This is a genomic window from Arthrobacter glacialis (assembly GCF_002909445.1).
Taxonomy (GTDB): Bacteria; Actinomycetota; Actinomycetes; order Actinomycetales; family Micrococcaceae; genus Specibacter; species Specibacter glacialis.
In genome coordinates, this window is the sequence record NZ_PPXC01000002.1 from 140,647 (window position 1) to 162,945 (window position 22,299).

Sequence of the window (22,299 nt, forward strand, 5' to 3'; positions counted from 1 at the left end):
ATCACCGCCGTTCTGGTTGCCCACAACGGCGGTGCCTATATCCCCGCGGTTCTAGCCGCTCTGGCAGCACAAACGCGTCCGGCCGACCAGGTCTTGGCCGCGGACTCCGGCTCCAGCGACAATTCGGGGGAGTTGCTGCGTCAGGAGCTCGGAGAGCGCAACGTCATCTCTCTCGAGGCCCGAAAAGGCTACGGAGCGGCCGTCAACGCGGTCCTGGAACATCAAAGCCGTCAGCACCAACGCAGTGCGCAAGCGGGCGGCAAAGCCGCCGCCCGCCGCCGTCTTGCTGAGCCCTCGCTTGCTCAGCCAGCGGGCGGCCGCGTGGCTGTCTTGGAGGACGAAACCAGCGCTGACCATGAATGGATCTGGCTGCTCCAGGATGACGCGGCGCCGGCACCGGATACCCTGCAATTGCTTTTGGAAGCCACCGAGCGGGCCACGAGTGCCACAGTAGTGGGCTGCAAGCAGCTCGATTGGGAGAACCGCAGGCGCCTGGTTGATGTGGGCCTGCAAGCCACACGCTGGTTCGATCGGTTCTCCATGATGGATCTGGATGAACACGACCAGGGCCAGTACGACCACTACACGGATGTTTTTGCCGTTAACACCGCAGGCATGTTGGTGCGCCGGGACGTTTTTGAAAAACTGGGCGGTTTTGATCCTGCCCTGCCTGGCCCCGGTGATGACCTGGATTTTTGTGCCCGTGTTCGCTTAGCCGGGGACAGGGTCCTTGTGGTTCCGGCGGCCCGCATGTTTCACGTGGTGCACAGGCCCAACGGCATGGGCTCGGCTGTTGCGGCCCGCAAGGCAGCAGTTTTCCTGCGGCTCAAGCATGCGCCGCTCTGGGCGGTGCCGTTGCTGGCCGTGGGCACCTTCTTCGCGGCCATCTATTGGTTGATGGCAGGTTTTGTGCTCAAGGCCCCCGGGCACGCGGTGCGCCTGTTCGTGGCAAGCTGCGCCGGGTTGCTGCGGCCCATAACGCTGAAGCACAGCCGGGCAGCGCTGGCAGCCCAGCGGCGCAAGCCGCGCTCCGTCCACAAAGCTTTGATGGTGGAGGACAGGGTTGCGCGGGCTCATTTGAAGTTGCTGCGTGAAGCAGTGGCCCCCGAAGAATTCGCGGCCCCGGAAGAGATGAGTGGCCCCTCCCTCTTGGAGCCCACGGGTGAAACACACCAGTCGGGTGTGACACCACTGGCACACATCAAAACTGCGCCCATTGTCAGCGCCATGGCACTCATTGCACTACTGAGCGTGCTCTCGCTGATTGCCCTCTCACGTTTCCTTGGCGCCCCGGCCTTGAGTGGCGGCGCCCTGCTGCCCGTTTCCGCGCAGCTGGGCCAGGTATGGGAGCACGCCACGGACTGGTGGGTGTCCCTTGGCTCCGGGATGCCCGGCCGCGGAAACCCCTTTAACTTTGTGCTGGCCATGCTGGGTGCACTGGGTGGCAATGCTTCCGTATCCGCCCTCTGGCTGGTGCTGCTGGCGCTTCCGCTCTCAGGTTTCACGGCCTGGTTGGCGGCCGGCGCCCTGACGCGGCACCGCTGGCCCCGCATTGTGGCCGGGCTGGCGTGGGCAGGCGCCCCCGCATTGCTTGTGGCCATGGGCCAGGGCAGGCTGGGCGCGCTGGTGGCACATGTGCTCATGCCGTTGGTCATGCTGGGCCTGATCCGCGCCGTGGGTGCGGCCGTGAGCCCCGTGGCCAAGCCGGACGCTGCTCGCAGCCAGGTTGAAGAATTGGCCGCCAGCAAACGCTTGACCAAGTTGGGCCGGCCCGGTGTTGACGGCAACTCGTCGTGGACCGCCGCCGCAGCAGCGGGTCTGGTGCTGGCGGTTGTGACAGCAGCCTCGCCCACCCTTTTCCCCGTGGCCGTCGTGGGCATCTTGCTGACAGCTGTGCTGATGGGCGGCCGAGGCAAAACCATTTGGTGGGCCCTGCTTCCCTCGGCCGCCGTGTACTTGCCGTTCGTCTGGTCGGCGTGGGGCAATCCGCGGGCGCTGCTGGCCGATCCGGGTGTGCCTGTTCCCTCCACCCCGGGACCCATGTGGCAACAACTTTTGGGCTTCCCCGAACATCTTGTGGCCTCTGAAGGTGCACTGGGGATTGCCGGTTTAACCGCTCCTTGGTGGCTCTGGCTGGCAGTGGCCGTGATCGGTGTCCCCGTGGTTGCCGCGGCATTGGCGGCCCTGGTGCTGCCCTTGCGCCGTGCTCCCATGGTCCGCGCGCTGTGGCTGATTGCCTTGCTGGCGTTGGCCGCCTCATATGGGGCAAAAATGATTGCTGTGGCGTTCGACGGCGTCACCCTCGTGACGCCGTTCACCGGCACTGCCGTCTCACTCGCCTTCTTTGCGCTGCTCGGAGCAGCAGTTCTGGGCTTCGATGCCATCTACAGCCGGGCTTACGACGCCTCCCATCGCGGTCACGGACGCCGTAAGAGCGCCCGGCTCACGGCCGCCGTTCTTTCGGTGGCTCTGGTGGCGGCCCCCGTGGCGAGCCTGGCGTTGTGGACTGCCCAGCAGTTCTCGGAGCAGCCCGGTTCGCCGGCGTTGACAGGCCCCTTCCTTCCCCAAGCCGCCACGACGGGTACCCTCCCCGCGACGGCCGCTGACCGCGGCACTGGGCCCGAGGCCAGCCGCACCATTGTGCTGGCCGTGCAGCCCGGCGGCGGTGTCCAGGCCACCTTGATGCAGGGCGCCGGCACCACCCTTGACACCATGTCCAGCATTGCTGTGGCAGCACGCGTCAATGGCGCACCGGGTCAGGAAACCCTTGAGGACGTGGATTCTGCAACGGCGGCCTTTGAAGCCAGCGTCGCTGACATCTTGTCCAAGACGGGCATTGATCCGCGCCCGGGGTTGGTTGAACTGGGTGTGGGGTTTGTGGTGCTGCGCCAAGGGGATACAGCGGCTGAGCTTGTTGCCGGTGAACTCGACGCAGTCCCCGGACTGGACACTGTGGGCCCCACTGATTCGGGTTGGTTGTGGCGGGTCAAGCCAAGCTACGCCACGGCCGGACTCAGCGACGTGGTCAACCGGGTCAGGCTTGTTGATGCCAAGGGTGAGGCCCTAGCTCCTGTTCCTTCCGAGGGCCAAAAGGTGAATGCCCCCATTGCTGCTGGCAGTGGTGATCGCCGCGTGGTGATGGCGGAGCGTTCAGATCCGGGCTGGCAGGCATGGTTGGACGGCAAGGCGTTGACCAGCGTCAGTTCCGACTGGGCGCAGGCCTTTGAGGTGCCTGCAACTGCTGGCACTCTGGAAATTCGTTATGTACACCCCCTGGATTCGATCATGAGCCTGGTTCAGCTGATCTTGCTGGGCCTGACCGTTCTGCTGGCTCTTCCTGTGAAGGCACGCCGTGGCCGCACAGGGGCCTACAGGGATGAAGCGTCATTGCAAAAGGTTGGTAGAAGTGCCTGAGAACAAGGAAAGCAACCCCATGGGCAAGGCTGACATGGGTAAGGCTGAGGCGCCCAAAGCGTCCAAGCCGTCACGGCCAGTAAAATCCAAGAAGCAACGCCGCTGGCCCCTGGTGGTGGCCGGAACCGCCACCGTGGCCTTGGCTGTGGGCGTCATCGGAGCAGGCACACTGTTTCCTGGCCTCAATGCGACAGCGGAGACCACACCAAGCCCGCACGCCCTGCCGGTGGGGGAGACCCTGGCGAATTGTCAGGGCCCCACACAGTTGCTGGCAGGCTCGGCGGCGGGGACGGATCCGCAGTTTTCTGCCAACTCCTCCGCCACCAAGTCACTGTTGAACGCAGTGGTCTTGAGTAACCCCAACGGAGACTTGCCGGGCTCGGTTTTCCAGGCTCTGGACACCAAGTTCTCCTCCTTGCTCACGCTCGCCAAGGCATCCGATTCCCCGAGCACGCCAGCCACGGCCCTCTCCGGCTCACCCAAGGCACGTGCGGCCGTGGTGCTCGGTAGTGCTGTGGGTGGCGAGTCGGTGCTCCGTGCCCAGCCCTTTAGCGATGAGTCCTCCACCGGCTCGGCCTCCGTGGTGGTTGAGGCGGGCGACGGCGATCTTGCCGGCTTGGCTGCCGCAACGTGCCAGCGCCCGGCCAATGACCTGTGGCTCTCCGGTGCCAGCACCAGTGTTGGCCGCACGGCAGTGCTCATGGTTGCCAACTCATCTAAGAGTCCTGCCACGCTCACACTGGAAATGTTTGGCAACACGGGGCCTATCAACGCCCCGGGCGGCAAGGGCCTGGTCGTTGGTCCGGGCGCTGTGCGCTCCGTGGTCCTATCCGGTTTGGCCCCCGACCAGGAACTTCTCAGCGTGCATGTCAAGAGCGCTGGCGGCGCGGTCAGCGCCGTCATTCAGCAATCGGTGTTGCGCGGTCTTACCCCAGGCGGGGTTGATTATTTGGCACCAGTCCAGGCGCCGGCGTCGTTGGCCACCATTGCCGGGGTGCGGGTTCAGTCCCCGGCGGACGCCGCTAAGATTTCGTCGCAAAACTCCTATGCTGACGCAGCCACAATGTTGGCTGTGACGGTGCCCGGGGTGGGCGACGCCGTAGTGGAGGTCAAGGCCTTTGGCGCCTCGGGCCAGGTTGCTTTGCCCAACGGCGGCGTTTTCACGGCACCTGCCGGCAAGGTCAGCTCGCTGCCGCTGGCAGGACTGCCGGAGGGATCCTACTCGCTCAGCATTAGCGCCGATGCCTCAGTGACGGCGGCCGTTCGCTTGGTGAACTCCACCAAGCCCGGCGAGGCCGTAGACATGGCTGTGGCGCCTTCCACCGGCCGGCTGGGTGACAACCATGTGCTCACTGTGCCCCAAGGCGTGCGCTCCAGCCTGGTGTTCACAGCGCCGGAGGGTGCTGCGACAGTCCGGCTGGTACCGGTTTCGGACAAGGGTGTTCTGGGTGCGCCCAAGACAGTGGATCTCAAGGGCGGCAGCACGGCCGTAGTTGATCCGGGCGCCTTGCTGGGGGATGGCACTGCAGCAGTTGTTGTGTCGGTGTCCGGTGCGCCCACCTTTGGCAGCCAATTGCTGGGCAAAGACGGAACAGCCGGCATTGCCGTGCTGCCCATCCCGGGGACAAGCACCGCCAGCCACTCAATAAACATCATCACCGGGTACTAATCCCCAACTCCGCCCCAATCCAAGCCGCTGGCGCGTCTTGAATTGGGGCCCCTCGGAGTTGTGGGCCCAGCCAACTCCTCCTCAACCCAAGCCGCTGGCGCGTCTTGAATTGGGGCCCCTCGGAGTTGTGGGCCCAGCCAACTCCTCCCCAATCCAAGCCGCTGATTCGAAACTGCAGCTGATGCGGGTTGCTGATTCGAAACTGCAGCTGATGCGGGTTGCGCCGTCGGCAACCCGCATCAGCTGCCGTTTGGAATTCACAGCCAGGGGCCCACGGGCAGTTAAGTGGCCGTTCAGTGTCAGTGGCCCCGGAACTTGCGGAACAGCGGGTCAACGGTGTCGGGGTCAATGTTGAGCAGTCCCGCAACTTGTTCCACCATGACCTCGTGCACCAGCTCGCGGATTTGGCCCGGGTTGTCGCACAGGACCTCCACGGGGTGCCGGTAAATGGCGATGGACGATGGCACTGCAGGGGAGGTGCCGGTGGCCGCCTTGGCCCGGTTGAACTTGCCCAAGGGTGCCTGGGCCCCTGAGGCGATGATGGCTTCGAGCTGATCAGGAACTTCTTCAATCAAATATTCCACCGAGGCCAGGGAATCGGGCCACAAACCGCGCAGCCGCTCGACGGAATCCACCACCAGGTCCTCAAATTTTTCGCTGCGTGTCCGTGCCCCGGGCAGGCTTTCGGGGAGCACAGACCCGCGCAGACCGCGGCCGTGCCTGTCGCGGCGACGGCGCACAAAAGACCGCCCTGCCACTGCATCGGTTGCTGCTGTACTCGTGTCCTGGTCCGCGGAAACCGTCGGTTCCAGCGAGATGGTGAGCGATTTTTCGCTGTCTCTGGCATTGAACTGCATCTATTTACTCTAGGCTCGTGCGCCGCCAACGGGAAATATCCCGGCGCTAAGGGTAGTCTAGGGAATCGTGGGAACACTTCGTCAATGCACAAGATCAGCCTGCCGTGAATCGGCAGTGGCCACTTTGACGTACGTTTATGCCGATTCGACAGCTGTTTTGGGGCCGCTGGCCACCTTCGCTGAGCCGCATTGTTACGATCTCTGCGCCAAACATTCAGCCCGGTTGAGCGCCCCCTTGGGGTGGGAAGTCATCCACCTGGCCCGTTCGGACAAGCCCCCTGCGCCGGGTCCTGACGATCTGCTCGCCTTGGCGGACGCCGTCCGTGAGGCCGCCAATGGGCAGCCTTCAGCCGGTGATGCCTCACCGGCTGTGCGTGAATACCGCGGAACTCTTGAACCGCCGCAGTTCTCTCCCGGTGCCGGCAGCAATTCCGGGCGTCGCGGCCACCTGCGCATCCTGCGCGACTAGATTGCGCGACTAGACTGGTAAACCAGTTGCATCTTACTTAGCGAAACGGAACACAGTGGCTAACATTAGCGAGAAATTGATGGCAGTGCTGCGCTGCCCCGTCACCGGATCGACCCTGATCCAGGACGGTGAGGAACTTGTGAGCACGGCCAATGGCCCGGCAGGTGTCCCCTTGCGTTACACCATTGACGAGGGCATTGCCTTGCTGTTGCGCCCCGAGCAGATCACCTCCTAGCAGATCAACTCGTAGCAGTAAGTTCCGCCAAGGAAGCGAAGGGCAGTCCTCATGAGCGCACGGTGGGAGCGTATCGGCAGCCTTGTCAGGCGGCGGCGGGCTGAAAATCCGGGCCCCATGACGCTCGACGGGACCAATTCCTACGTGCTGGGAGTCCCGGGCGCTGGCGGCGTTGTGGTGGTTGATCCCGGCCCGCTGCTGGATGGCCATTTGCAGGCGCTGGCCGGTGCGGGGGCCGTGGAACTGATCCTGATCACCCATCACCACGGTGACCACACGGATGGCAGCCTTGCCCTGCACCAGCTCACGGGCGCCCCCGTCCGTGCGGCCCAGCCACGTTATTGTCACGCCGCCAATCCCTTGTACGACGGCGAACTCATCCAGGCGGGCGGGCTCACCATTACGGTGCTCGCCACCCCGGGGCACACCAGCGATTCGCTCTGCTTTGCCGTAGCTGCCCGTGACGAGACAGACGCGCCGGCCATGGTGCTGACGGGCGACACTATCCTGGGCCAGGGCAGCACAGTGATTTGCTACCCCGACGGCAGGCTGGGGGATTATCTGGATTCCCTCGAGAAGCTGCGCGGCTGGGGCCTTGAACACCGCACGGCCACCCAAGCCGTAGCCGCGCTTCCGGGCCACGGGCCGGTGCTGGCTGATCTGGCCGAGGCGGCCGGGGCCTATGCCCAGCACAGGGCCGAGCGCCTCGCCCAGGTGCGGGCCGCCGTCGAACATCTGGCGGGAAAAGGCGCCCCAACGAGCACCGAAGCCGTGACAAGCATTGTGTATGGGGATGTGCCGGCCAATCTTCAGGGCGCGGCGCAGCTGTCCGTGGAGGCGCAGTTGGATTATCTGCGCAGCGCAGGTTCGGCGGGCCAGTAGCCACAGGGGCTATAGTCTCTTCAACAGGCACGGTAAGTCAGTTGGGGGAGGCGAGGGCCGCTTGATGGGCAACGGTGCACCACCACGGAGAAATGTGGCCATTTTCTTTGACGTTGAAAACCTGTTCGGTGGCTACCGCAGGGACGTTACGGGCGTGCAGCTGGGCAAGGTGGTGCGCACCATTGAGCAGATTGTTCGTACGTCGGGCATCGGCGGCAAGACGGCCATGGTCAGGGCCTATGCGAACTGGGCGCGTCCGGAGATGGTGGGCTACAAGCGCGAGCTGCAGGAGTACGGGATCAAGCCCGTGCAGGTCTTTTCCTTCGAGAAAAGTGTCAAAAACGCGGCCGACATTGAGCTGTGTGTCGAGGCGCTTGAGGTGGCCCATGATGCGCCGTGGGTGGAAGTATTTGTGATTGTTACGGGCGACGGCGGATTTGTCCCGTTGGTTCGTCGGCTCCACTTCCTGAACAAGTACGTTGTGGTGGTCTCCACCACTGCCCCGAACTCGGGAATCGTCAACCCGCTGCTGAAGTCGGTGGCGGATGAGTATCACCAGATAGATGTCCAGGGTCCTGCTGGTCCTGCTGGTCCTGCTGGTCCGGCTGGTTCGGCTGACGTGACGCAGCCCAGCGGCCCACCGGACGTGGCGGTCCTGAAGGAAGCCATCTTGGGGTTCATTGAGAAACAGCCGCAACTCTCGAAGAAGGGCCAGGTCAACACCCAAGCGCTCGGCCAGCTTGTGAGCAAGAAGTGGCCGGGGTTGAAGTACACCTCTTATAAGTCGACGAACTTGGGTGGCTTTCTTGAGAAGCACTGCGGGCTGGCAATCCAGCGACCGGCGCCCCAGAAGGCCATAACGGCGCAGAAGGCACCTGGCAAACATGTGAAATTACCTGAAGTGCCGGTGAAAGTGCCGCCGAAGCCGGTGAAACCGCCGGCAGCACTGACAGTCAACAACCGTGACGAGTACATTGCGTCGGTGCGGGAACTTTTCACCGACGGCGAGCTGGGCCAACTGGTCCGTGCCCAGAGAATTGATGGCCTGCACTTAGGTCAGGTTTCGGCTCACCTGAGGGAGGCGATTAGCGGTTACACGTCCGCCGACTCCGGTTTCCCCAAATTCCACATGGCGCTCCAAGAGGCACTCGGCGGCACAGACTTCCGTGTGGTCCGGACCGGAGAGAAACTGATGGCAGTTGTTCACTTCCATCATGCCGACCCAGCCCACGTGCTGGCGGAACAGGCGCCATCTGGCATCGAGTAGCGGAGTCCAGCTGACGCCTTCAACAACGCCCTCACGACCGTGTCGTGTTTGCCGGGGAAGTGATCAATGTGCGTGAAATCATGGCGTAAAATGTCCTTATAGCGAATTGCGCGCCGCGGGTCAATACTGTGGAGTTAATCCACCGAATGGGGAGTTTGAATGGCTGATGTGGAAGAGACCAGGAAACCTTCTCGAGGTTTGAAGATCACGCTGATCTCCTTGGTCGCTTTTGTGGTCGTTGCCGGGGGCGTGGCTGCCGCATCGGCAACTGGCTTGTTGCCACTTGGCCAACTACTCGGGCAAGCGTCGGCTCCCACTGCGTCGGCAACTGCCACCGTCGCGCCGACCCCCACGGTTGCCGCCATCCCGGCAACTGTTGCCACGACACCCAACACTGGTGCTACCTCCGTCAATCCGGTAACGGAAGTGGCAGCAGAGGTCATCAACGGTACGGTTTTTAGCGCCGTCCTGAAGGAAACCGCCACAGGTGTTGTTTCCGAGGGTGAGCTGGTGGTCAGCGGACGCAAATGGATTTCCAAAACGCCCCTCAAATTTGCCACGGACTACACCTTTAATGTGACAGCCATGGACTCGGTGGGCGCCAAGTCCACCCACATCAGCACCTTTTCAACCGTTCCCGCCTCGCACGAGGTAGACGCCGTGCTGTACCCGGGCGCTGATTCCAAGGTGGGCGTGGCCCAGCCGTTGGAGTTCAAATTTAGTGAACCAGTGGTGAACAAGGAGGCCGTGGAGAAGGCCATCACCGTCACCACCAGCACAGGCCAGCAAGGTTCCTTCCGCTGGTACTCGGACACCTTGGTGCGTTACCGCGCCGCAGACTACTGGCCGGCCAACTCAACCATCAATGTGGACGTCAAGCTGTTCGGCTTGGATGTTGGCAACGGCATGGTGGGCAATTTCAATAAGAACTACAACGTCAACATTGGCAACAAGGTTGTTATGGAAGCCGATGCCGCAGCCCACAGTGTGACGGTCCTGGTCAACGACCAAGTTGCTCAGGTGTTCCCCGCAACTTTGGGTGATGAGGCTTTCCCGTCGGCTTCCGGGTTCATTGTGCTCACCAATGACAAGCAACGCCACGCAACGTTCAAAGCCTCCACCATTGGCCTGAAGCCGGGCGACCCCGGCGACTACGGCTCCGTTGACGTGGAATTCGCAACACGGCTTTCCTACAGCGGAATCTTCATCCACCAGGCAACAGAGTCGGCCATGCCGTTCCTTGGCGTCAAGAACCTCTCGCACGGCTGCATTGGCCTGTCCGCGGAGGGTGCGGGCTGGGTGTTCAACAACATGGGCGCCGGCGACATCGTCCACACGGTGGGAACACCCAATGAAACCATTGCACCCACCGACGGTTTTGGTGACTGGAACATCCCCTTCGAGCAGTACGCCTCGCGCTAACCGCACCCGCCGGTCATAGTCCAAAGATGCCGGCCCCCATGCCGTAGCATCTGGCTATGATCAATGTGCTGGCGGACTTGTGGGCTGATGCGCCCGTGGCCTTTTGGCTGGTGCTCACGGCCGGGCTGTACTACCTGGTCATGGCAACGTGGCTGAGCGTAATCGACATCAAGCACCAACTGCTGCCCAACCGGATTGTGTTTCCCTCCGCGGCCATTGCTGGGGTGCTGCTGCTGTCAGCATCCTTTTTCATGCACGACGCCGGAACCGCCTTGCGCACGCTCCTTGGGGGAGTGGTGCTCTGGGCCGTGTACGTGGGGCTCAGGCTGGTTTCGCCCGCCAGCATGGGCTACGGGGACGTCAAGCTGGCGTTTGTGCTGGGCTTGTACCTTGGTTTTGTTAGCTGGTCAGCAGTGCTGTGGGGGACCTTCTTGGCATTCGTGTTGGGCGCACTGTGGGGGCTGGCGTTGATGGTCACCAAAAAGGGGACCGGGAAAACCCAGATCCCCTTTGGCCCGTTCATGCTGGCAGGTGCCCTAGTCGCGCTGGTGGTGGCCTAAGGAATGTTAGCGGCATCAAGTGTCCTGGCCACATGAATGCACTCAAGCGTGGCCGCGAACGTAACTCCATTGCTTCTTGCTCGAACGCAATCAGGGAGAATGCCGCGAATTTCGGGAATCCAACTTGGCTGGAACTCGTGGGCCGCAAGAAGGCTGACGCACCCGTGCTGGGCGCCGGCCAGGTTTGCATGATCGGAAATGGCCAGATTTTCCACCCGGCATAGTGTCAAGTTTTGGTGGCAGGTGGGACTCGTTCCCGGACAAGATCACAGTCGTCAGCGAAGATGTTATGGGAACCAGCGAGTCCTGTAAGAGCTGAGGCACTCCATTCTCAGGGTGAACTGCCTGCGGGCACGCCAAAGGGGATCGGGAAAACCCGGATTCCCCTTTGGCCAGTTCATGCTGGCCGTCGCCTTGATCACGCTGGTGGGGTGAAGCGGGTCGCTATCGACCGCCCATGGAGCCACCGGGTGCAAAGATCCCAATGATATTGATGACTGCCGGCCCCATGATGATGATGAACAGTGTGGGAAAGATAAAGAGCAGAAGCGGAAAGAGCACCAAGACGGGTAATTTCATGGCCTTTTCCTCAGCCCGTTGGCGCCGCTTCAGGCGCAGCTGGCTGGCCTGAATACGCAGCACCTTGGCGATGCTGATGCCGTAGACTTCCGCTTGGATCACGGCCCGGACAAAACTCTTCAACTCTGGCACGGTGGTTCGGCTCGCCATGGCCTGGTAAGCGTCTCGGCGAGGGCGACCCATCTGCATGTCCTGGAGGGTTCGTTTCAGCTCCTCCGCCATGGGTCCCTTGCCGTTGGCGGCTGCCCGTGCCATGGCACTTTCAAAACCGAGCCCAGCCTCGACGGCAATGAGCATCTGGTCCAAGGTGTCTGGCAGTTCAAGTTGGATGGCCTTCTGACGTTCCTGCCCCTTGCTCAGAATCAACAGGTCGGGGATGAAGTAACACAGCGTTGTGAGCAAGAGTGCCAACAGCACTGTGGGGGGTCCCGGACGCAGTGCAACAAACATCAGGCTCACCGCCGCGGCACCCATGGCAAGCAATGGCTTGCCGATCAGCAGTCTTGACAACGGCAGGTTGGCCGGCCGGCCGGCCCGGGCGAGCAGGGTGTCCAATTTGGCCACATATCCTGCCGGCGTAATTTTTTTGGACAGCTCCAACCAGGTTTTGTCGCTGAAGGCCGGTGCCCCTTGGCCGCTCTGGTCGGTGCGGCCCAAGTTGTTGCGAATGGTCAGCAAGGATTTCGAATCCACACTGACAAATGACCAAACCAAGTAGCATATGGGCAAAACTATGGAGGCTATGATGAGCCAGGGCATGAGGGTCATGGTGTTCACACCTTTCAGAACTTGATTTGGATGGTTTTGCGCATCCAAAGTGAGCCAATGATCATCATGACGGCCCCGACTGCCAACATGACCCAGCCCACGGGGTTTGTGAAGAGCACGCCCAGATACGTGGGGTTGACGACCATGAGCATGAGAGCCATGACGAACGGCAACGCCACAAGGATGATTCCTGACAGTTTTCCTTCGGCACTGAGGGCCTGAACCTGGGCCTTGATCTCGCCACGTTCACGAATTGTTTCCGCCACATGGTCCAGGACTTCGGCCAAGTCACCACCCACGTCACGGTTGATCTGGATTGCCTGACTGACCCAGGAGAAGTCATCGCTTTTCATACGGTTGGCGGTTTCGCTGAGCGCCACGTCAAGGTCTCGGCCAATCCTGACCTCGTTTACAACTCTGGAAAACTCCTCGGAGGCGGGTGACTCGGCTTCCTTGGCGGCAGCGTCAAGGGCCGCCAAAACGCTGTGACCTGCACGGAGTCCGCCCGTGATCAACATGAGGTTGTCACCGAGCTGTTGATCAAATTTCGCTTTCCGTCTGTCCGCAAGCAGGCTCAGGGCCAGCCAGGAGAGCAGAGGGGCCATCACGGCCAAAATGATCGCCAACGCGGGGCCGCTGAGCAGCATTCCCGCGAGGGCCATGACAGCGCTTGCTGCCACTACCAAAATGAGGAAGTTAGAGGGAGGCATGCGAAGGCCAGCATCTTCTAGTCTGCTGCGGCTGTAAGGGCCGCCGCCGACTGTCTTGTCCAACACAGCAACTGTGGAATCCGTGAAGCTGGTCAGTGAAGACTTGCTGGAGTCGCCGAAGGGCCGCCGCCGCGCCTCCGAGATGGCCGCACCCCAAGGCTTGACTACAACCAACAAGACAACTACCAGCGCGGCAATGCAGAGGGCGAATCCAAGGACGGGCAGGGCCGTGTTCATTGTTATCTCTTTCCCTTGACAGGTGCTGGAACAGAAAAAATGTGGCTGGGGACTGAGATACCCATGTCAGCAAAATGATCGACAAAGCGCGGCCGGACACCGGTGGCTACTGGCTTGCCCAGGAACCGTCCGTTGCTGTCCACTCCTGCGGAGTAGTCAAAGACAAACGCATCCTGGAGTGTGACAACGTCGCCCTCCATGCCTTGAACCTCCGTAATGTGAGTGACCCTCCGGGTTCCGTCCCGGAGCCTAGACAAATGCACAATGAGATTTACTGCGGATGCAACTTGTTCCCGAATGGCCCGCAACGGCAGGTCCATTCCGGCCATCAAAACAAGCGTCTCCAGACGGGCTATTGCGTCCCGGGGCGAGTTTGCGTGGACTGTGGAAAGTGACCCGTCGTGGCCGGTGTTCATGGCTTGGAGCATGTCGAGTGCTTCTCCGCCACGAACTTCACCAATGACAATGCGGTCCGGGCGCATGCGCAATGAGTTGCGCAGGAGGTCCCGGATGGAGACTTCACCACGGCCCTCGATGTTGGCTGGCCGGCTCTCCAGCCGGACGATGTGACGTTGCTGCAGTTGCAATTCCACGGCATCTTCAATGGTGACAATACGGTCTTCTGCCGGCAGGAACCCGGACAAAACATTCAGCAACGTGGTCTTGCCGGTGCCCGTGCCGCCTGTAACTAGGATGTTCAGCCGGGCCCGCACACAGGCATCCAACAAAATAGCCATGTCCGGGGTCAGTGTGCCATAGCGGGCCAGATCTTCAACCGTCAGCGGGACCCGGCTGAACTTTCTGATGGTTAGCGAAGGTCCGCTAACCGCAAGAGGGGGGATGATGGCATTAACGCGGGAACCGTCCTCAAGCCGGGCATCGACCATGGGTGAAGATTCATCGATGCGCCGCCCGATTCTGGAAACAATCCTCTCAATGACCCTGCGAAGATGAGCTTCAGTGGCAAACCTGGCCCCCGTGAGGGTCAGCTGGCCGCCGCGCTCAATGTAAATTTGGTCTGGCTTGTTGACCATGATTTCAGTGACAGTGTCGTCATCCAGGAAGCGTTGCAAGGGACCCAACCCCAACACGTCGTCGCCAATCTCCCGAATAAGGCGTCGACGTTCCTCCGGCGTGAGTGGAACCTGTTCCTCGTCAATGACTTGGCTGAGTTCTTCCCGTGCAGTCTTGCGCAGATCTTCCTCGGAAATGTTGGGATCGGCGAGCCGGGCACCCATCCGTTCAAATAGTGCCTCGCCAGCACGTTGTTTTAGCCCTGCAAGGGCAGTACCCGTACCGTCGACAGCCGAATAATCATCAGGGAATCCTTCTGGCATCGTGCTTCGCTGGAATGAGTGATTTACTGGGATTTCCACGCCTGCAGCAGGGGAAATGCCGCGTGCTGCGTTCAGTCGATCAGTCAGATTCATGACACAACCACCCTTCGGTGCAGCTTCTTGTGCATTTGCCCCGCAGAATCCGGGGCAAAGCGCTCGACGAGTTTTCTTAGATTCTTTGACACGGCGCTTCTGGGACCGTCCTGCAACAAGGGCACGCCCTTGTTGGTTGAAAAGGACACTGCGGGCGAGAGCGGCAGCACCACATCCACGGGAACCCGGAGGGTGGCTTCGATGTCTTGGACGCTCAGGCCCGTGTGGCGGTTGGCAAAGTTCAGTACAACGTGACGTCCTTGTGGGACGAGCCCCAACTCGTGCAGGACGCCGAAGCCGGTGCGCAACCCCTTGATACTGGGGATGTCCATCCCCACCACCCACACGGCATCGCTTGCCTGTTCCAACGTGGCAAGTGCCAGTTCACCCAAACCAGGGGCAGTGTCCACCACCACGTACCTAAACTCTGTGGCCAGTTGCGCGATCAGGTGGCTCACATGGTCTGCCGTGACCAGATCGGCTTCGTTGGGGTTCATGGGGGAACACAACGCGTAGATGCCGCCAGTGTGCACAGTGAGGAAGGCCTTTAGGACCATGGCATCGTGCGCCGCAGCCCCGGTGACGGCATCCACCAAGGTGTGTTCCGGCTCAAGGGACAAGGCAGAGGCCACATCTCCAAACTGGACATCGAGGTCAACGATCACCACACCCATGGGGGCCAGTTTCCCAAGCCCCATGGCCAAGTTGGTGGCCACGGTGGTCTTTCCCACGCCGCCCTTGGGCGACATGACAGCAATGACACGGCCAGTTTCATGGTCGGCGGTGGCCGGGTTGGACAGCCCGCGCCGCCGTCCAGCGGAAGAAAGACAGGCCCGTTCCAGCAGGACCCGGATCTCGGCCAGGTCGGCCCCGGGGCTGACAATGTCACGAATACCCGACCGCATGGCCGTCAGCACCAGCTCCGGTGAAGTCTCTGCTGCCAGGATGACGCTGACCTCGGGGTACTGGAGGTCCAACACAGTGGCCAATTTGAGGGCCTCGTCGGTCGACACTCCAGGACCCAGAATGACCACTTCGGGTGGTTCGGACGGGTCTTGAAGGATGATTCCGCTGGGAGCGCCGTTGATGGCTGATTCAGGGAGCCTTTGGACATTTCCGTGCAAACCGCCTGTCACGGCCGCACGGACACGCTGCTCAAAGCTTGTATCTGTTGTAATGATGACGAAGCGGCTCATCTCAGCACCTGGTCCTTGTGCAACGTGTCCACGGGAGCTGTGTCGGTGTCGGCGTTTTCCTTGGACAGGTAGACGTGCCCGAATTCGATTCCATGGACGGTCTTGGTAGCATCGGTCCCTGATTGTGCCAGGGTCACCAAGACCGAACTGCTGGACTTGGCCGACTGATTTTCTTGTGAATCGGTGGTGTCCACGTCGCCATCCCCTGTGCCGACCTTGGTCACCAGTACCTTGTGGAATTGCAGTTTGGTGGCTGGAACTTCCTTGGTTCCCGGCGCAACACCGTCATTATAAGAGATGAACACGCCCACCGTGTCCCCAGCCTGCAAGTCCCCGCCTAAGACGCGGTCCAAGGGCAACACAAGACTTATTTCAGCCAAGCCCTTGGGCACATCAACGCTGTTGGGAGCTGCCAGACTTTTTGGATCTACGAGACGAGCTGCCAGTAATTGTTCACCCGGTACTAGGTCAACTGCAGCAACCCTTCCCTTGAAATCATCCAGCTGCGTCACGGCACCGTCGGTTATGGCCGTCTTAGGGAATGACTGCATCTTCACCATGGACTTGAGTTCATCGACGGTGGTGCCAGCAGTTATTGGCTGCTGAACAACGAGCACTTCCACCGGCTCCATGCCGGCTTGGGCACGGTTGTCGGCTGCTTGTACGTATGAGGAGAGGAGAATCGCGCCCACAATGGCCAAAACCAGTGCGACAACGCCCCCCAGCAGGCGTGTTTTCACTTCATGCTCCTTATATCTAGTTGGTAAGACGGACTATCGATCCGCCCAGGTTCGGTCCAGTTCCCAGTGACAGCCCTTCATCGAGTGAAACAAATCGTGTGAAGTAGCCCATGAAGCCCCTGCAGTTGCCGGTGCAAGCCGGTGCCAAGGAATCCGGATGGTTTTCCGGATTGAATTTCCACCCGGTTACCTGGAAGGCAGCGAATCCATAGATGGTGTACTCCGCGTGTTGGCCGCCCTTGTCAGTGGACGAGGAGAAGATGGGAATCAGGATTGGCTTGGCCAACATGCCGTCCAGTTGCGGCTTGCATAGATTGTCTATGCTGTTTCCTGGTTTACTGCCGGCCTGCCCTGTGCCAACATCGACGGTGGCCTCACACTTGCCGCCTTCCAGGTCAAGCCATCCAAAGCCACCGGTGGGGTAAGCGCTGGTGGGGCATTCGGGCGTATAGACAGCGTTGGTGTCGGAACGAAGCAGTACGTGTGCACCGCTTGGATCGCCCGTGAAATTGCCGGTGTCCGCGAGCTCTGCTTTTTGCGTGGCTGTCAGGCTCTTGTCAAAAACGCACTTGCCGAAGGTCCAAGGCACAGAGGTTCCGGATTCTGGCGGACCCCAACTTGCTGTAGCGGAGGCGCTGACGTCGGCCTCGCTTGTACCGAAGATATTGGCAAAGGCCAGTTGAACAGGGTTCCCATTGGCAGCGTCCTTGCTGACCACAACGTTGACGCTGTTGCTCGTGGGCCGGGTGACACTCTTGAACTCGGCAAGCTGGTCGTTGGAGTTGAATTTTGCAAAATCTGCTGCGGTGACTTCATTCTCGGCCTGCACACAGGTTCCCTTGGCACATTTGTTGGCGATTGCCAGAGACGCTGCATCGGCGCCATTTTGAAGTTGTGCACGCGAGGCATATAGCATTCCAACGTCGATGGCAATGGCCGCAAAGGCCAAAAGGACCACCATGAGGATGGCTGTTATGACGGCCGTTGCTCCGCGCTCACTTTGTGTGGGGGAACCCTTGAGATTATTGATTATCCGCCGCATTGCATGACACCTACTCCGGAAATTGGTGGTGCGTCAAAGGGGAAGAACCCGATCAGCCAGCCACGGGCCGGCCCTGGTGCAACGTGCACTGTAACGGTTACTCGGACGTTGGCTCCGCAGGCGGATCCTGAGCTGTAAGAAATGGTTGGCGTTCCCGCAATTGAAAGTGTTGGGGCCGAAGCAACGGCAGCTGTGTTCACGCTGCCAGGAAAACCGGCGTCTGCGTAGTGGATAGCTGCGTTGCGGGCCCCTTCTCTTGCAGCATTGGTGGCAGAGATCTGCTGGTTGAACAGGAAGCCAAATTCCATAATGCCGATGACCAATAGCAACAGAACGGGCAAAATGAACGCCGCTTCGACGGCTGCTGCGCCGCGTTCTCTGTCTTTGCGTTTCATGCGACGTTCCCCCATGGGTAGTCAACAAGGTTGTTGCGATTTGATGATGCCGGCGGCCCTGGTCGAGACCAAGGCCGCCACACAGAATCCTGCCGGGCAGGAGGTGAAGTGAAATTACGGCAGTGCGTTGACGACGGTCGTGAAGGCAGTCCTGATCTCTGTGCCCAGAGTTGCGACAATCCCGACGATGACTGCTGCGATCAGGGCCACCATGATGCCGTACTCAACGGCGGTGGCGCCCTTCTCGTTGTCGCCCTTGAGGCGGTCGGCGCCGGCGATGAAAAGGGTCTGCAAGGTAACGTAGAACTTCAACATGACGTACTCCTAGAAATAGTTAAAAAGGATTCTTATTGAATTATCCCAAACCGTGTACTTGTCAATAAGTACATGTCGACATTTCCGCTGCCCCCCAGTTAGGCGGTCTTGGAAGTTCGATACCTAATGAATACAGAGTTATCCAATGGTTGGTCAACACTCGCTTTATCCAGGTGTGGCAATTAACCACTCGGTTTTATGGCAGGAACTACTTGGCTGACTACTCAGTTTTGCTGACTCTGGGAACAAAGTGGGTAAGGCAACGCGTCCTAGCCGTGAACCAGGTGCGACGGTCACTGCAGCTCCTGCGAACTCGGGTGGTCCGAGCGACCTGAGCCATTTCGCCCCGCCAATGCGGCTATCACAAGAGCATCACAAGTCACTGAAAAACCAGCAAACCCAAGGAGCGTGCCTAAAACCATCAGTCCCATGGAGGGGCATTACAAGTACCAAACCAAGTAGAGCCGCGTGTTTGAGGCCGCCCAGGCCCCATCCACGCGAAGAAAATATGTCAAATCTGGATGAGTCATGGATGTGACGGCCTGTCCGGCCATCCGCAGATCAAACCTGGACAGGATCGCGCCGGCCACCGAGGGCGGCAGGCTCGACGGATGCGACCAATAAGAGCCCTCAGCGCGAGGCCATGGTCGCAGAATGGTGGCCAGAATGGCGACACTCTCCAAGGGCGCCCGTGGAATTATTAAGGTAATGCCAGTCTTAATTTCGGGTAATGCCGTGCCAGTTCTGGCTTAGGTTGAGAATGTTCAGAGACGCAAGGAATATATCCCTAATTTTTGCTCAAGATTTATGCAATGATAAATACATATGGTTCTCAAGCGGGCAATAGATAAAAATAATTGTTGCACCCATGCTGACTTGGGAACTATTCTGCACTTGAGCAGCGTTGGAGGTTATAGGGACAAGGAGCCTCGCGGTGACCAAGCAGCCGCCCACACACATGCACTACCGAGACTGAAAGGTTGAATTTGATGTCAACCTCCAAACCAGCTTCATCGAACTACCTCACTATCCTTGAAGTGGCCCAACAGCTGCGTGTCTCAAAGATGACTGTGTACCGATTGGTGCAGACCCATGAGATTGAGGCCGTCCGCTTTGGCCGTTTGTATAGAGTGCCGCAGGAAGCGCTTGACGCCTATATTGAGCGCTCAGCGATCCAGGACTAGCCAAGCGCCGACGGACTAAGCAGCACCACAGCGCAAGCCTGTGCTCAATCAGACTGCTCAATCAGCCTGCTTGCCGCCCGCCCCATACCGTTGCAGCCGCCCACGAACCTGTTCGGCCCGCTGCGCTGCGGCACTCATGCGTTCGAACTCGCGGTCCCTGCGCTCGGCAATCAGGGTGGCCAGGAAAATATCCGGGGGTGTGCCCGGTGCCGGCAGCGGCGCCACATGGTGGCTGGCCTCGCTGGCAAGTTCCACGGCTAAGGAAAAGCGTGAATCGGCCGCCATGGCGCTGCCCTGGCGCAGGAAGAGCGATATCCGCCGGGCTAACGGGTCCGGCAGCCGGCCAATGTCCGCCACGGCAGCCCACTGGGCCAAGGCCGGGGCCACAGAAACCTGCAACGGCTTGTGCTCCGGGGCACGGTCCCTGATGGCATAGGTGCCGGCGAGCATGTCGCCCAAGCGCTTGGACTTGTCGTTGAACAAGGAAACCAGGCAAGCCACGGAACCCAGCGTCATATAGATTTCCAGCACGGCAAGGATCCCGCGGATCAAGGCTTGCCGAAAGCGGATGGAGCCGCCGTCGTCGCGCACTACGCGCAGGCCCATGACCAGCTTCCCCAGCGATTTGCCGCGGCTCAGTGTCTCCACAGTGATGGGGACAATCACAAACAGCGTGACGATCGTCAGCAGGATCGTGGCCCGGGCGGCGGCCGAATCGAGGGTGAACGGCAGGGCTCCGAGCAGCAGGAACAGGCCCACGGCAACAACCAGCGTGGCCAGGACATCGATGGCAGTGCCCAGCGAGCGGGCGGCAAACGATGCGGGGCGCAGCTCAAGGACAACGGCTTCGCCGGTGATGATCGCGGACATGAAAACAGTCTAGCCACCCCGCACCAGAGAGCAGCTCAAGCCTCAATGCGCCCACCAATCCCTATATGCTTGGGCACCATGGACATGGATGCCTTTACAGCCGTGCACCGCCCGCAATGGGAGCGGTTGAAGTCCCTTGCCCGGAAACGGCGCCTGGACGGGGCAGAGGCCGACGAACTGCTGGAGCTGTACCAAAGCGTGTCCGCCCAGCTGTCGCTCATCCGCTCGGTCACGGCGGAGAGCGCGTTGTCGGCGCAGTTGTCAGCCATTTTGGCCCAGGCCCGCACACGCTTCACGGGCGCCAAATCCAACATTTTTGCGGACACCGCCCAATTCTTTGTGGTGTCCCTGCCCGCAGCGTTCTACCGCCTGCGCTGGCTGACGGTCATCATTGGTGCGGTCTTCGTAGCGATTGCTTCCCTGTTTGCCGTGTGGACGGCGGGGAACCCCGGCGTGTTGGCGGCCATGGGCAGTGATGCCCAGCTGCAGCAGCTGGTGAACCACGATTTTGTGAACTACTACTCGGAGAACCCGGCAGCGTCCTTTGCCGGCGCGGTCTGGACCAACAACGCCTGGATCGCTGCCCAATGCGTGGCCTTCGGCGTCACGGGCATCTTCATCCCGTACCAAATCTTCATGAACGCCCAAAACGTGGGCATGACGGCGGGCGTCATGTTCGCCTACGACCGCGGTGACGTCTTTTTCAGCTACATCCTCCCGCACGGGCTCATGGAACTGTCCGCCATTTTCATCGCTGCCGCCGCCGGCCTGCGCATCTTCTGGTCCTGGGTCAGCCCGGGCCCGCGCACGCGCCTGGACTCGCTGGCCAGGGAAGGCCGTTCCCTCGTCACGGTGGCCGTGGGCCTGGTGCTGGTGCTTTTTGTCTCGGGGCTGGTCGAAGCATTTGTCACCCCGAGCCCGCTGCCCGTCTGGGCCAAGATCAGCATCGGCGCGCTGGTGCTCGCAGCCTACTGGGTCTACACCCTGATCCTGGGCCGCAAGGCGGTGCTGGCGGGGGAGTACGGTGACCTTTCCGAGGACGACGCCGGAGCCTCCGTCCGCTCAGTCTGAGACTTCCGCTTCGCAACAGACTTGCCGCGTGCCAAATCGCTCCGTGCCAATTCACGGGCATGGGTGCACTATGGGGGTATGGACCTGCAACGTGGCAACCGGCTGGAAGGACTGCCGCACGCCCTGCCACTTCACGGTCCTACCCATGCCGCGGTGCCATCCCCTGTGGGGGGTCGCCATCCGTGGCGGCGTTTTGTTGCCCTGGGAGACTCGTTTACCGAGGGCATTGATGATCCTGAGCCGAGCAGCGCCCTCGGCTACCGGGGTTGGGCGGATCGAGTGGCCGAGGAGCTCAGTGTTGGGGTGCCCGACTTTGCCTATGCCAATCTGGCGGTTCGGGGGCAGCTGCTGCATGAAGTGGTGGAAACCCAACTTGGCCCGGCCGTGCGGCTGGGCCCGGATCTGGTCTCCCTTCAGGCCGGCGGAAACGACCTCCTGCACCGGGGCGCCGATCCGGACAAACTCGCCGGCATCATGGAATCCGCAGTGGAGGTTCTGCGCGGCCAGGGCATTGGCGTGGTGCTCTTTGTGGGCCCCGATTCGGGCAGGTCAACTGTGCTGGGCCAGTTTCGCACCAAAATGGCCATCTACAACGAGAATTTGCGCAGCATCGCGGACCGGCATGACGCCGTCGTAGCTGACTTGTGGGCCATGACGGAGCTGCACGACATTCGCATGTGGAGCAAGGACCGGCTGCATCCCTCCGCCGTCGGCCATCACGCCGTGGCCATCATGGTGCTGGACACCTTGAATGTGGAGCATTCACTGCTTCCGCTCTCGCCAAAACCACTCCCGGCGAAGAGCTGGCGGGAAGCCCGGGCAGAGGACATTGTGTGGGCGCGGGACTACTTGGTGCCCTGGGTGCTGCGTGGCATCAAGCGCCAGTCACCCAGCCTCCACTTTGAACCGAAGCGTCCCCTGGCGGCGCCCCTGTTCGGCAACACCGTCCCGCCCGAGCTAGATCACCGTTGAATATCCGGTGACAGT

Annotated in this window: 22 protein-coding genes; 12 read left to right on the forward strand and 10 right to left on the reverse strand. The window is 60.9% G+C overall.

Going from position 1 to position 22,299, the window contains the following annotated elements; all coding sequences use genetic code 11:
* Window positions 1-12: 12 nt before the first annotated feature.
* A complete protein-coding gene (locus CVS27_RS02940; protein ID WP_103464247.1) occupies window positions 13-3,414 on the forward strand; it encodes a glycosyltransferase family 2 protein in 3,402 nt (1,133 codons plus the stop codon).
* A complete protein-coding gene (locus tag CVS27_RS02945; RefSeq protein WP_103464248.1) occupies window positions 3,407-5,083 on the forward strand; it encodes a DUF5719 family protein in 1,677 nt (558 codons plus the stop codon). Before CVS27_RS02940 ends, CVS27_RS02945 begins: the two co-directional genes overlap by 8 nt.
* A gap of 299 nt (window positions 5,084-5,382) precedes the next feature.
* Here the strand turns inward: CVS27_RS02945 and CVS27_RS02950 are convergent, their stop codons facing one another.
* Complete coding sequence (locus CVS27_RS02950) at window positions 5,383-5,940, reverse strand: metallopeptidase family protein (protein ID WP_103464249.1); 558 nt, start codon at window positions 5,938-5,940, stop codon at window positions 5,383-5,385.
* Between the two features lie 67 nt (window positions 5,941-6,007).
* Here CVS27_RS02950 and CVS27_RS02955 point away from each other — a divergent pair, with 67 nt between their 5' ends.
* The 7 genes from CVS27_RS02955 (at window position 6,008) to CVS27_RS02985 (ending at window position 10,999) form a co-directional block, all read left to right on the forward strand.
* Window positions 6,008-6,409 (forward strand): DUF3499 domain-containing protein, encoded by a 402-nt coding sequence (locus tag CVS27_RS02955; protein ID WP_103464250.1) that lies wholly within the window; start codon window positions 6,008-6,010, stop codon window positions 6,407-6,409.
* A gap of 55 nt (window positions 6,410-6,464) precedes the next feature.
* Window positions 6,465-6,644 (forward strand): hypothetical protein, encoded by a 180-nt coding sequence (locus tag CVS27_RS02960; protein WP_103464251.1) that lies wholly within the window; start codon window positions 6,465-6,467, stop codon window positions 6,642-6,644.
* 51 nt (window positions 6,645-6,695) lie between these two features.
* Window positions 6,696-7,526, forward strand: coding sequence for an MBL fold metallo-hydrolase (locus CVS27_RS02965; RefSeq protein WP_103464252.1), 831 nt, complete (start codon window positions 6,696-6,698; stop codon window positions 7,524-7,526).
* 94 nt (window positions 7,527-7,620) lie between these two features.
* Window positions 7,621-8,793: an NYN domain-containing protein gene (locus CVS27_RS02970; RefSeq protein WP_165788241.1), complete on the forward strand. Its 1,173-nt coding sequence runs from the start codon at window positions 7,621-7,623 to the stop codon at window positions 8,791-8,793.
* A 159-nt stretch (window positions 8,794-8,952) separates the two neighbouring features.
* On the forward strand, window positions 8,953-10,215 hold the full coding sequence (locus CVS27_RS02975) for a L,D-transpeptidase (protein WP_103464254.1): 1,263 nt from the start codon (window positions 8,953-8,955) through the stop codon (window positions 10,213-10,215).
* Between the two features lie 56 nt (window positions 10,216-10,271).
* Window positions 10,272-10,775: a prepilin peptidase gene (locus tag CVS27_RS02980; RefSeq protein ID WP_103464255.1), complete on the forward strand. Its 504-nt coding sequence runs from the start codon at window positions 10,272-10,274 to the stop codon at window positions 10,773-10,775.
* 32 nt (window positions 10,776-10,807) lie between these two features.
* Entirely contained in the window at window positions 10,808-10,999 is a 192-nt protein-coding gene (locus CVS27_RS02985) for a hypothetical protein (RefSeq protein ID WP_103464256.1), read from the forward strand.
* 220 nt (window positions 11,000-11,219) lie between these two features.
* Here the strand turns inward: CVS27_RS02985 and CVS27_RS02990 are convergent, their stop codons facing one another.
* From CVS27_RS02990 to CVS27_RS03025, 8 genes are all read right to left on the reverse strand, one after another.
* Complete coding sequence (locus tag CVS27_RS02990) at window positions 11,220-12,122, reverse strand: type II secretion system F family protein (RefSeq protein ID WP_103464421.1); 903 nt, start codon at window positions 12,120-12,122, stop codon at window positions 11,220-11,222.
* Between the two features lie 14 nt (window positions 12,123-12,136).
* Window positions 12,137-13,069 carry a type II secretion system F family protein gene (locus tag CVS27_RS02995; protein WP_103464257.1) on the reverse strand — a complete coding sequence of 311 codons (933 nt, stop codon included), beginning with the start codon at window positions 13,067-13,069 and terminating at the stop codon, window positions 12,137-12,139.
* Between the two features lie 2 nt (window positions 13,070-13,071).
* Window positions 13,072-14,499, reverse strand: coding sequence for a TadA family conjugal transfer-associated ATPase (locus CVS27_RS03000; protein WP_103464258.1), 1,428 nt, complete (start codon window positions 14,497-14,499; stop codon window positions 13,072-13,074).
* Window positions 14,496-15,695 (reverse strand): CpaE/TadZ family protein, encoded by a 1,200-nt coding sequence (locus tag CVS27_RS03005; protein WP_103464259.1) that lies wholly within the window; start codon window positions 15,693-15,695, stop codon window positions 14,496-14,498. The genes CVS27_RS03000 and CVS27_RS03005 overlap by 4 nt, the downstream gene beginning before the upstream one ends.
* Window positions 15,692-16,435, reverse strand: a complete 744-nt coding sequence (gene cpaB / locus CVS27_RS03010) for a Flp pilus assembly protein CpaB (protein WP_103464260.1) — start codon at window positions 16,433-16,435, stop codon at window positions 15,692-15,694. Before cpaB ends, CVS27_RS03005 begins: the two co-directional genes overlap by 4 nt.
* 16 nt (window positions 16,436-16,451) lie before the next feature.
* Window positions 16,452-17,477, reverse strand: a complete 1,026-nt coding sequence (locus CVS27_RS03015) for a pilus assembly protein TadG-related protein (protein ID WP_103464261.1) — start codon at window positions 17,475-17,477, stop codon at window positions 16,452-16,454.
* Window positions 17,465-17,872 (reverse strand): TadE/TadG family type IV pilus assembly protein, encoded by a 408-nt coding sequence (locus CVS27_RS03020; RefSeq protein ID WP_103464262.1) that lies wholly within the window; start codon window positions 17,870-17,872, stop codon window positions 17,465-17,467. The genes CVS27_RS03015 and CVS27_RS03020 overlap by 13 nt, the downstream gene beginning before the upstream one ends.
* A 114-nt stretch (window positions 17,873-17,986) precedes the next feature.
* Window positions 17,987-18,187, reverse strand: a complete 201-nt coding sequence (locus CVS27_RS03025; RefSeq protein ID WP_103464263.1) for a Flp family type IVb pilin — start codon at window positions 18,185-18,187, stop codon at window positions 17,987-17,989.
* A 989-nt stretch (window positions 18,188-19,176) separates the two neighbouring features.
* On the opposite strand from CVS27_RS03025, the gene CVS27_RS03030 reads away from it, so the two are divergent.
* The gene (locus CVS27_RS03030; RefSeq protein ID WP_103464264.1) at window positions 19,177-19,371 is read left to right on the forward strand and encodes a helix-turn-helix domain-containing protein; all 195 of its coding nucleotides are present in this window, start codon (window positions 19,177-19,179) and stop codon (window positions 19,369-19,371) included.
* A 57-nt stretch (window positions 19,372-19,428) separates the two neighbouring features.
* Here CVS27_RS03030 and CVS27_RS03035 read toward each other — a convergent pair whose 3' ends face one another.
* Complete coding sequence (locus tag CVS27_RS03035) at window positions 19,429-20,241, reverse strand: RDD family protein (RefSeq protein ID WP_103464265.1); 813 nt, start codon at window positions 20,239-20,241, stop codon at window positions 19,429-19,431.
* Window positions 20,242-20,319: 78 nt separating this feature from the next.
* Between CVS27_RS03035 and CVS27_RS03040 the strand changes: the two genes are divergently transcribed.
* A complete protein-coding gene (locus CVS27_RS03040; RefSeq protein ID WP_207767438.1) occupies window positions 20,320-21,312 on the forward strand; it encodes a stage II sporulation protein M in 993 nt (330 codons plus the stop codon).
* Window positions 21,313-21,390: 78 nt separating this feature from the next.
* Window positions 21,391-22,284 (forward strand): SGNH/GDSL hydrolase family protein, encoded by an 894-nt coding sequence (locus tag CVS27_RS03045; protein WP_103464266.1) that lies wholly within the window; start codon window positions 21,391-21,393, stop codon window positions 22,282-22,284.
* Window positions 22,285-22,299: the final 15 nt, after the last annotated feature.

Bases quoted from the DNA above. Each gene is read 5' to 3' on its own strand.
- CVS27_RS02950 (WP_103464249.1), bottom strand. From the start codon at position 5,940: ATGCAGTTCAATGCCAGAGACAGCGAAAAATCGCTCACCATCTCGCTG.
- CVS27_RS02965 (WP_103464252.1), top strand. From the start codon at position 6,696: ATGAGCGCACGGTGGGAGCGTATCGGCAGCCTTGTCAGGCGGCGGCGG.
- CVS27_RS02975 (WP_103464254.1), top strand. From the start codon at position 8,953: ATGGCTGATGTGGAAGAGACCAGGAAACCTTCTCGAGGTTTGAAGATC.
- CVS27_RS02980 (WP_103464255.1), top strand. From the start codon at position 10,272: ATGATCAATGTGCTGGCGGACTTGTGGGCTGATGCGCCCGTGGCCTTT.
- CVS27_RS02985 (WP_103464256.1), top strand. From the start codon at position 10,808: ATGAATGCACTCAAGCGTGGCCGCGAACGTAACTCCATTGCTTCTTGC.
- CVS27_RS02990 (WP_103464421.1), bottom strand. From the start codon at position 12,122: ATGACCCTCATGCCCTGGCTCATCATAGCCTCCATAGTTTTGCCCATA.
- CVS27_RS02995 (WP_103464257.1), bottom strand. From the start codon at position 13,069: ATGAACACGGCCCTGCCCGTCCTTGGATTCGCCCTCTGCATTGCCGCG.
- CVS27_RS03000 (WP_103464258.1), bottom strand. From the start codon at position 14,499: ATGAATCTGACTGATCGACTGAACGCAGCACGCGGCATTTCCCCTGCT.
- CVS27_RS03005 (WP_103464259.1), bottom strand. From the start codon at position 15,695: ATGAGCCGCTTCGTCATCATTACAACAGATACAAGCTTTGAGCAGCGT.
- CVS27_RS03015 (WP_103464261.1), bottom strand. From the start codon at position 17,477: ATGCGGCGGATAATCAATAATCTCAAGGGTTCCCCCACACAAAGTGAG.
- CVS27_RS03020 (WP_103464262.1), bottom strand. From the start codon at position 17,872: ATGAAACGCAAAGACAGAGAACGCGGCGCAGCAGCCGTCGAAGCGGCG.
- CVS27_RS03025 (WP_103464263.1), bottom strand. From the start codon at position 18,187: ATGTTGAAGTTCTACGTTACCTTGCAGACCCTTTTCATCGCCGGCGCC.
- CVS27_RS03030 (WP_103464264.1), top strand. From the start codon at position 19,177: ATGTCAACCTCCAAACCAGCTTCATCGAACTACCTCACTATCCTTGAA.
- CVS27_RS03035 (WP_103464265.1), bottom strand. From the start codon at position 20,241: ATGTCCGCGATCATCACCGGCGAAGCCGTTGTCCTTGAGCTGCGCCCC.
- CVS27_RS03040 (WP_207767438.1), top strand. From the start codon at position 20,320: ATGGACATGGATGCCTTTACAGCCGTGCACCGCCCGCAATGGGAGCGG.
- CVS27_RS03045 (WP_103464266.1), top strand. From the start codon at position 21,391: ATGGACCTGCAACGTGGCAACCGGCTGGAAGGACTGCCGCACGCCCTG.